Here is an 8,610-nt window from a genome sequence, read left to right as displayed (position 1 = left end):
ACGACTCCTAGAACCCAAGCGGTGCGGCCCGGCCCCTCGGCGCCGCCGCTACGGGCGGAAGCGGACGACCTGCGGGTCGTGGTCGCTGTTCTGGGCCGCGAACTCGGCGTTGACGTGCACGCTGTCGTAGCTGAACTGCTTGATGCCCGGGCTCGTCAGGATCTGGTCGAGGACCTGCGCGTTGCCCTGGTAGACGTACGAGTAGCGCTCGGCCTTCGGCAGCGACTTGATCGCCGCGTACAGCGCCCCGCCGTCCTCCAGCGCCTTCGTCGTGTCCGAGAACTCGAAGTCGTTGATGTCGCCGACGACGAGGACCGCGGCCTTCTTCTCCACCGCGAGGATGTCCTTCACGAAGCCGTTCACCGCCTGCGCCTGCAGCAGCCGCTTGGCCTCGGAGGAGCGCACCGGAGGCTGGTGCGAGGAGGTCAGCCCCTCGTCGCCGCCCTTCGAACCGAAGTGGTTGGCGATCACGAAGACCGTCTTGCCGCGGAAGGCGAATTCGCCGGCCAGCGGCTTGCGGCTGTCCGCCCACGCCGGGTTCGCCGGGTCGATGCGGCCGGGGGAGTGGGTCAGGGCGGCCTTGCCCTTGTCCTTCACGACACCGGTCGCCGTCACGGCGTCGCCCGGGGCGCGCTCGGTGAAGGAGACGCGCGCCGGGTTGAAGAGGAACACCTGGCGGATGTTGCCGCCGGGCTCGCCGCCGTCCTTCTTGTCCTCCGGGTCGACGGTCCGCCACTGGTACGCGGGACCGCCCGCGGCCGCGATGGCCGCCGTGAACTTCGTCAGCGTCTGCTCGGCCGAGACGGTGCCGTCGTTCTTGGCGCCGTTGTCGTCCTGGATCTCCTCCAGGGCGAGGATGTCGGGGGAGGCGAGGTTCTCGACGACCGCCTTCGCCAGGTTGTCGAACTTCTCCTGCGGGTCGGTCGGGTCGAGGTTCTCGACGTTGTACGTCGCCACCGCGAGCTCGTCGGAGGCCTGCGCCTTGGTCTTCTCGGGGGCGAGGGTGCCCGCCTTCACCGTGCCGAGGGTCCGGGCCACCAGGGTGTAGCCGCCGAACTGGTTGAAGTCCAGCGGGCCTTCGGTGGTGCCCACCAGCTTGTCGCCGACGTTGGCCACGGGGAACGGCTGCTGCGCGAGCGGCGCGAGCTGCTGGATCTGCAGGCGGCCGGTGTTCTGCGACTCGTACGAGCCGTAGACCGTGCCGCCGCGCTTGGCGTTGTTCTCCCAGCCCTTGACCGTGACCCACAGCTCCGCGTGCGGGTCGGTGGCGCCGACCACGCGCGAGGTGCCGATCTTGACGCTCATGCCCTCGAGGGACTCGTAGTAGTCCAGGGCGTAGCGCGAGGGCTCCAGCGTGAGGCCGTTGATGCTGCCGGCGGTGGCAGGGTCGCCGGCCGGGGCGTACGCGCACGGGACGGAGTACTCGTCGACGGCGGTGGCCTCGGGCAGGGCGTTGCCCGAGGAGACCACGGTCACGACCGGCTTGGAGATCTGGGTGACCGACTGGTTCCCGGAGTTCAGGCCGCCGGGTATGTACTCGCCGACCGTGCCGGAGACCTTGACGGCGTCGCCGACGGCGACGGTCGGGACCGAGCTGGTGAAGACGAAGACGCCTTCACTGGTGGCGTCGTTGTCGTCGGCGTCCGGGTCCTGGATCCAGAAGCCGCGCGAACCGTACGTGCGCACGCCCGTGACGACGCCCTCGACATCGGTGACCTGCTTGCCGACGAGCGGGGACGTCCGGGTGGTGCCCTGGATGTCGTGGATGCGTATCGGATCGGCGGACACGGCGCCTTCGGCCGCGTCGGCGGTGCCCGCGAGCAGGCCGGTGGCCAGCGCGGTGGCGACGAGGGCCGCGACGGCGGCGGAACGGGGATGCGAGGAGCGCATGGGCAGGAACTCCGGTGTGTGGAGGAGGAGCAGATATCTACGCGCGTCAATTTCCTTCGTGGCCGGCAAAGTTGTCAAGCCCTACAGGGAAGACGGAATCCGACTGTGGGATGAACCAAAGGTGATGGCAGGCCGGACGCACCCCGAGTGCGTCTACGCTGGTGCGCCGTGGGACCGGCCCCGCCCGGGCACGCGACCCCACCCGAGCGACCCGAATGACGCGCGAGGAGAACCGCCCCATGTCCGCAGACTCGCACCCCACACTGCCGCCGGTACGGCTGCCCTCCGACGCGGAACTGGCCCGCGACGCCCTCGCCGCCCCGCTGTTCGCCCGCGCGGTGCGCCTCGCCCGCTGGGCCGGACCGGACACCCGCGTCGACGTCGGCGGCGAACTCGTCGCCGCGCAGCTCCCCGAGGCCGTCGCCCTGCTGGGCCTCGACCCCGCAGACGAGGACTCCGCCGGGTACGCGGGCCAGGCCTGGCGCGTGGCGGTCGACACCGGCCTCGTCGACGTCACCGAACCGGAGGAGGAGGCCGAGGGGGAAGCCGCGACCGGACCCGGGGAGGAGGCGGGCCCCGACGGTGAGTTCGGGACCGCCGAGCCCGGCGAGGACCTGGCGCTGGTGACCGCGGGCACCCCCGGCGACGTGCTCGACCTGTGGCTGGCCGCGCTGGACACGGTGCTCGCCGACGCGGCGGTGCCCGCCCTGGACGACCTCGTCGACGCCCTCGACGCGGGCGGCGAGATCGACTTCGAGCAGCTCGACTGGAACCCGCGCCGCGAGGCCGACTTCCTCGACGGGGTCCTCGCCAATCTCTACCTGCTCGCCGTCGCCGAGGGCGGCACGGCCGACGGGCCGGTCCCGCTACCGGTCCTCGCCGCCTCGATGGTGGTGCCCGACGACATGGGCGATCCGACCGACGCCGTACTGGAACAGGTCTCGGACGCGATGATGCGCCTCGACGACCAGTTCCGGCAGCTGGAGCCGATCGGGCTGGTCGAGTTCCGCCCCGTCGACGAGGAGCTGATGGCGGAGGCCGATGACGAGGCGCTCGCCGCGGGCCCGGTGGCCGACGAGGAGGACGTCTCCCGGTACGGGATGGTCCGCCTGACCCCGCTCGGTCTGTACGGGATCCGGGCGCGCATGCTGGAAGCCGGCATCGAGGCCCCGGCCGTCGGAGACCTGGCGGGCAAGGGCGCCGACGTACTGCTCGACGCGGTCTCCTACTACCCCGAGGGCGCCGCCCAGGCCGAGTTCGAACACTGGCTGGCCGACCGCCCCGTGGCCGACGCCGTCGCGGAACTGCTCGCCGCGGCCCGCGGCGCCGACCCGGGCGCCCCGCTGCGCCGGCTGCGCTGCCAGCAGGCCCTCGCGCAGGCCGGAGCCGACGCCGGAGCGCAGGGCGCGGCGCAGGCCGAGGAGGCGGTCCGCGCGGTGCTGGACGACCCGGAGCTCGGTGGGCTCGCGCGGGTCTGGCTGGCCGAGCGCGGGGTGGCCGGCGTACCGGCCCCGGACGGGACGATGGTGTTCTGGCTGCTGATCGACACGATCGCGGCGCAGCTCGCGGCGGACGGGGAGGGCGACACGCGGGAACTGCCGCTGCTGATCGAGTCGCTGACCGCCCACCACGCCGGCTTCTTCGACCACGTGTGGCGGGTGGAGCACCCGGCGACGGCCTACGTGCTGGAGGCGATGGGGCGGCTGCACCCCGACAAGAAGGCGGCGAAAGAGGCCCGCAAGGCCGCGTTCAAGGCGCGTTCCCGCAACCCGTGAGGCGGTGGTAACAAGCCGTTCCCGAAAGGGAGTCGGCCAACGGGGGCACCGGTAAGGGGGCGGTTCGTTTTCCGGGGTAGTTCAGTCGGCGTTCACGTGCGGGCGGGAGCGTGTGCGCCGACGACCGCACGACAGGCGCACCACCTCCCCACCCCTGGAGACCCGATGCCGCTCAGCCGCAGAGACTTCACCACCCGCACCGTGCTCGCCGGTGCGGGAGTCGCCCTCACGGGAACGGTCGGCGCACTCGCCACCGCCCCCGGGGCCCTCGCCGCCGACGACAGCGCGCCGCAGGACGGGCACGGCCTCGCGCACGGCCCCGGCTACGGCCGGCTCGTCCCCGACCCGGCCGGCATCCTGGCCCTCCCGGCCGGATTCAAGTACCGCGTCATCACCCACAGCGGTGTCACCAAGCTCGACACCGGCGAGATCACCCCGTCCAACCACGACGGCACGGCCGCCTTCGAGGGCCACCGGGGAGTCACCCTCCTCGTCAACAACCACGAGCTGAAGGGCCCCCGCTCGGGCTGGCCGCACCCCGTCCCGCTCACCGAGGGCCTCGTCTACGATCCGGCGGCGTCCGGCGGCTGCACGGTCGTCGAGGTCCGGCGCGGCGGCGAGGTCGCCGAATGGGTGGGCGTCGCCGGCACGTCGACCAACTGCGCGGGCGGCTCGACCCCCTGGGACACCTGGCTGACCTGCGAGGAGAGCGAGGACCTGGCCGGCAAGAACGGTATGACCAAGGACCACGGGTACGTCTTCGAGGTGGATCCGCACGACCGGCGCGCCAACCGCGACCCGAAGCCCGTCAAGGCCTTCGGCCGGTACGCGCACGAGGCCGTCGTCATCGACCCGCGCCAGGGCCACGCCTACCTGACCGAGGACGCCTCCGGCCCCAACGGCCTGCTCTACCGCTGGACCCCGCCGAGCGGCTTCCGCCACGGGCGCGGCAAGCTCCGTACCCTCGCCGACGACGCCGGTGTGCTGGCCGCCGCCAAGTGCTTCGACAGCTCGGGCCTGTTCGTCGACGACCTCTCGCGGGCGACGAGGATCGGGACCACCTACGGGGTCGACTGGGTCCCGGTCGTGGACCGCGACGCCCGCACCGTGGCGGTGCGCAAGCAGTTCGGGGCGGTGGCCGTGACCCGCGGGCGCAAGCTGGAGGGCATGTGGTGGGCCGACGGCGGCGCGTACTTCGTCTCCTCCTACGCCCGCGAGGAGAGCCCGGGCGCGGCGCACGACGGCCAGGTGTGGTTCTACGACCCGAAGCGGCGCACGGTCCGGCTGATGGTCCTGCTCGGGGTGAACGCCGACATGTCGGTGGAGGGCGGGTACGACGGCCCCGACAACATCACGGTCTCCCCGTACGGCGGCCTGATCATCGCGGAGGACGGCTCGGGGCTCCAGCACCTGTTCGGCGCGACCGAGTCGGGGCGGACCTACCCGCTGGCCCGCAACGAGATGAACCTGGGGACCGCCGAGGAGCCGGAGTACTCGGAATTCACGGGCGTCTGTTTCTCGCCGGACGGCCGGACGCTGTTCGCGAACCTCCAGGACCCGGGCATCATGCTGGCCATCACCGGGCCGTGGCGGCGCGGGCACTGAGCGGCGACCTGCCGGCCCGCGCGCCGAGCGGGGACGTGCGGGAATGAGGAGAGCCGCCGGGCCCTCGGGCTCCGGCGGCTCTCCTCGTCATCGGTTCGTTCTGTTCAGCTGTTCATCGGTTCGGCTGGATCACTGAGCTTCGGCGCGGCTGGCCGCGGCCCACTCTTCGAGGAGGAATTCGTACGCCTCGGAGGGCCACTCGCCGTCCACCCGGCTCTCGACGAGGCGCCGAATCGCCTCGTTCGCCTCGGCGGCGGACGGGCGCGCGGGACCCGCGGGCTGGAGTGTCTGGTGCATACGTACAAGGCTACGGGCGGGCACTGACAGCCACCTCCGCATTAAGGGTGGAACAGATCACCCGGACGGGGGTGTCCGTCGCTCCATGTGCCCGCCCACCTGCTCAGAGTGCCTGCGCGGCGGGCTTGACCATGCCGCGCACTGTGCGCGACTTCACAAACTCGCCCATGGCCGTCATCTCCCATTCGCCGGAGAACTGCTTGATCAGCTTCGCCATCAGCACGCCCGTCTGCGGCTCGGCGCTGGTGAGGTCGAAGCGCACCAGCTCCTCGCCGCTCGCGGCGTCGATGAGGCGGCAGTAGGCCTTGGCCACCTCGGTGAACTTCTGGCCGGAGAAGGAGTTGACCGTGAAGACCAGGCCCGTCGCCTCGGCGGGGAGCCGGCCGAGGTCCACGACGATCACCTCGTCGTCGCCCGCGCCGTCACCGGTGAGGTTGTCACCCGAGTGCTTGACGGAGCCGCCCAGGATGGACAGCTTGCCGAAATAGCAGCTGTCGATGTGGTTGCGCTGCGGGCCGTAGGCGATGACCGAGGCGTCGAGGTCGATGTCGCGGCCGCGGAACGCCGGCTCCCAGCCGAGGCCCATCTTGACCTGGGAGAGCAGCGGGCGGCCGCCCTTGACCAGGGAGACGGTCTGGTTCTTCTGGAGGCTGACGCGGCCCTTGTCGAGGTTGATCTTCCCGGCGCCGGGAGCCGGCGCGGGCGCGGCGGGCGGTACGGGGGCGACCGGTGCGGGAGCCGGGGTCGCCGCGGGCGCGCCGCTGCCGAGCCAGGGGGAGGCCGGGTACGCGGGCGGGGCCGGGGGAGCCGGCGGCATGGGTGGGGCGACGGGCGCGGGGGCGGCGGCCGCGGGAGCCGGCTCCTCGTCCACCGAGACCCCGAAGTCGGTGGCGATGCCGGCGAGGCCGTTCGCATAGCCCTGGCCGACCGCGCGCACCTTCCACACGCCGCCGCGCTGGTAGACCTCGACGACCACCAGGGCGGTCTCTGCGCCGAGCTGCGGCGGGGTGAAGGTGGCGATCACCGCTCCGCTGGCGGCGTCCCGCACGGTCGCGGTGGGCTCGACGCCCTGGAAGGTCTGACCGGCCGCGTCCGGGCTGGCGGTGACCACGATCCGCTCGATGCCGGGCGGCACCGAGCCGGTGTCCACCGTGATCGAGTCCGGCGCCGTACCGCCGCCGGACCGGTAGCTGACGCCGGGGCCGGCGGGCTGGTTGTAGAAGATGAAATCGGCGTCGGAGCGCACCTTGCCGTCGGCGGCGAGGAGGAGCCCGGACACGTCGAGCCGCACCGGGGCAGCCACGTCCACCGTCACCCGGACGGTATTGAGCGGCAGGTTGGAACCAGGGGTCATAGCGGTCATGCCGGGAGAACGACCGAGGGTGCTTTGCCGTTCCCTTGCTTTCGCACGAGATTCCAGGCGGGATTCCGGCCGGGAGCCGGCCCGCTCAGCCCCGGTTGCGGGGGTGGTTCTTGGCCATCCGCTCGTTGCCGAACTTGTAGGCGCCCGTCCACCGGGCCATCACGAGCTGCGCGTCGCCCGCCTCGACCTCGGCCAGGAACTTGTCGGCCCGGCCGCCTCGAAGGGTGGCCGCGGACCGGCCCTGGTGGGTGATGGCGACGGCGTGGTCGCCCAGTCGTTCGTACGAGAATCCGTGCGGTTTCGGCATGGGGCGCAGCCTGCCGCCCCCGGTGCGGGGGCGGCAAGGCATTAAGCGTCTCGCGTCAGCCGCTCCTGGTCACGGACGGCCGGTGGTGGCCGGGGTACACGTGGTCGGGGGTCACGATGCCGGTGACCGCCTCGCCGAAGAACGCACTGGGCTCCCTGCCGTCGTGCAGGACGTCGGTGTTGAGGAGGACGACCATGGTCGCCCGCGCCTGTGGCAGGTAGACCACCAGGCTCTCGTACCCGGGCAGCGAGCCGTCGTGGCCGATCCAGCCCTGGACGTCGAAGATGCCCAGCCCGTAGCCGGCGCCGGGAATGCCGATCGGGGAGGTCTTCAGGCGCTCGGCCTGGGTCGCGGGCGTCAGCAGCGTGCCGGTGGCGAGGACGCGGGCCCAGCTGCGCAGGTCCTGGAGGTCGGAGATGATCGCTCCCGCGGCCCAGCCCCAGGAGGGGTTCCAGTCGGTCGAGTCCACGATCTTGCCCGAGGTGGACTGGTCGGTGTAGCCGTGCGCGTGCGGTTCGGGGAACTCCGCCCCGGTCGGGAAGAGCGTGTGGCGCAGACCGGCCGGCTCCAGGACGTCCTTCGCGATGACCTCGTGCAGCGGCCGGCCGGTGACCTTCTCGATCACCAGGCCGAGCAGGATCAGGTTGGTGTTGGAGTAGTCGAACTTCTCGCCCGGCGCGAACTGCGCCGGGTGCTTGAAGGAGTAGTCGAGCAACTGCTGCGGCGTGAAGGGACGTTCGGCGCCGGTGTCGAGCACCTTGTTGAAGTCCTCGTCGTCGCTGTAGTTGAAGAGCCCGCTGCGCATGCCCGCCAGCTCGCGCAGGGTGATGCGGTCCCCGTCCGGAACGCCTGGGACGTACTTGCCGATCGGTCGTCCAGGCCGAGCTTCCCCCGGTCGACCAGCTCGAGGAGCGCGGTGACCGTGAACGTCTTGGTCTCGCTGCCGATGCGCATGTACAGATCGGTCTTCATGGGCGCACCGGTGGCCTTGTCCGCCACGCCGAAGGCCCTCGCGTAGCTTCCCTTGCCGGGGGCCCACAGGCCCACGATGACGCCCGGCACCCGCGTCTCGTCCATGACCCGGCGCACCGCCGCGTCCAGTTGCGCCGCGACGGCCGGCGTGAGCTGCGGGAAGTCCGTGTCGCCGTCCGGGGAGGGGACGGCGGGAGCGGAGGGCGCCGGGGCGGTCGCCCCGTACGCGGAGCCCGCAACAGCCGGGGCGATGAGAAGACTCGCGGCGGCGACGGCCACGCAGGCCCGGCGCAGCCGCATGCGGCTCGGCCTCACGGCATGGCCTCCTGTCGTACGACGACCAAGGCGACAGCACGGCACGGCACGGCACCAGCCACCAGCCTAGTGCTGCTCCGCACAAG

6 protein-coding genes and 1 pseudogene are annotated in these 8,610 nt (G+C 72.0%); 2 read left to right on the top strand and 5 right to left on the bottom strand.

The window, feature by feature from the left end:
• Positions 1-48 precede the first annotated feature (48 nt).
• A complete protein-coding gene (locus tag J7F03_RS35865) occupies positions 49-1,890 on the bottom strand; it encodes an endonuclease/exonuclease/phosphatase family protein (protein WP_214957021.1) in 1,842 nt (613 codons plus the stop codon).
• A 239-nt stretch (positions 1,891-2,129) separates the two neighbouring features.
• Here J7F03_RS35865 and J7F03_RS35860 point away from each other — a divergent pair, with 239 nt between their 5' ends.
• Positions 2,130-3,665, top strand: a complete 1,536-nt coding sequence (locus J7F03_RS35860) for a hypothetical protein (RefSeq protein WP_214957019.1) — start codon at positions 2,130-2,132, stop codon at positions 3,663-3,665.
• Between the two features lie 165 nt (positions 3,666-3,830).
• Positions 3,831-5,270, top strand: coding sequence for an alkaline phosphatase PhoX (locus J7F03_RS35855; protein WP_214957017.1), 1,440 nt, complete (start codon positions 3,831-3,833; stop codon positions 5,268-5,270).
• 129 nt (positions 5,271-5,399) lie between these two features.
• Here the strand turns inward: J7F03_RS35855 and J7F03_RS35850 are convergent, their stop codons facing one another.
• The 4 genes and pseudogenes from J7F03_RS35850 to J7F03_RS35835 form a co-directional block, all read right to left on the bottom strand.
• Complete coding sequence (locus J7F03_RS35850) at positions 5,400-5,567, bottom strand: hypothetical protein (protein WP_214957015.1); 168 nt, start codon at positions 5,565-5,567, stop codon at positions 5,400-5,402.
• Positions 5,568-5,670: 103 nt separating this feature from the next.
• Entirely contained in the window at positions 5,671-6,921 is a 1,251-nt protein-coding gene (locus tag J7F03_RS35845) for a TerD family protein (protein ID WP_214957020.1), read from the bottom strand.
• A gap of 94 nt (positions 6,922-7,015) precedes the next feature.
• Positions 7,016-7,237 carry a hypothetical protein gene (locus J7F03_RS35840; protein ID WP_214957013.1) on the bottom strand — a complete coding sequence of 74 codons (222 nt, stop codon included), beginning with the start codon at positions 7,235-7,237 and terminating at the stop codon, positions 7,016-7,018.
• Positions 7,238-7,292: 55 nt separating this feature from the next.
• Positions 7,293-8,509, bottom strand: a pseudogene (locus J7F03_RS35835) (serine hydrolase domain-containing protein).
• Between the last annotated feature and the right edge of the window lie 101 nt (positions 8,510-8,610).

This window comes from Streptomyces sp. ISL-43, assembly GCF_018614195.1.
Lineage (GTDB): Bacteria > Actinomycetota > Actinomycetes > Streptomycetales > Streptomycetaceae > Streptomyces.
The sequence above is the reverse complement of the archived record's forward strand: the minus strand, read 5'-3'. Positions and strand labels throughout refer to the sequence as shown.

Coding starts and splice junctions, on each gene's coding strand:
- J7F03_RS35840 (WP_214957013.1), bottom strand. CDS start 7,237: ATGCCGAAACCGCACGGATTCTCGTACGAACGACTGGGCGACCACGCC.
- J7F03_RS35865 (WP_214957021.1), bottom strand. CDS start 1,890: ATGCGCTCCTCGCATCCCCGTTCCGCCGCCGTCGCGGCCCTCGTCGCC.
- J7F03_RS35845 (WP_214957020.1), bottom strand. CDS start 6,921: ATGACCCCTGGTTCCAACCTGCCGCTCAATACCGTCCGGGTGACGGTG.
- J7F03_RS35860 (WP_214957019.1), top strand. CDS start 2,130: ATGTCCGCAGACTCGCACCCCACACTGCCGCCGGTACGGCTGCCCTCC.
- J7F03_RS35855 (WP_214957017.1), top strand. CDS start 3,831: ATGCCGCTCAGCCGCAGAGACTTCACCACCCGCACCGTGCTCGCCGGT.
- J7F03_RS35850 (WP_214957015.1), bottom strand. CDS start 5,567: ATGCACCAGACACTCCAGCCCGCGGGTCCCGCGCGCCCGTCCGCCGCC.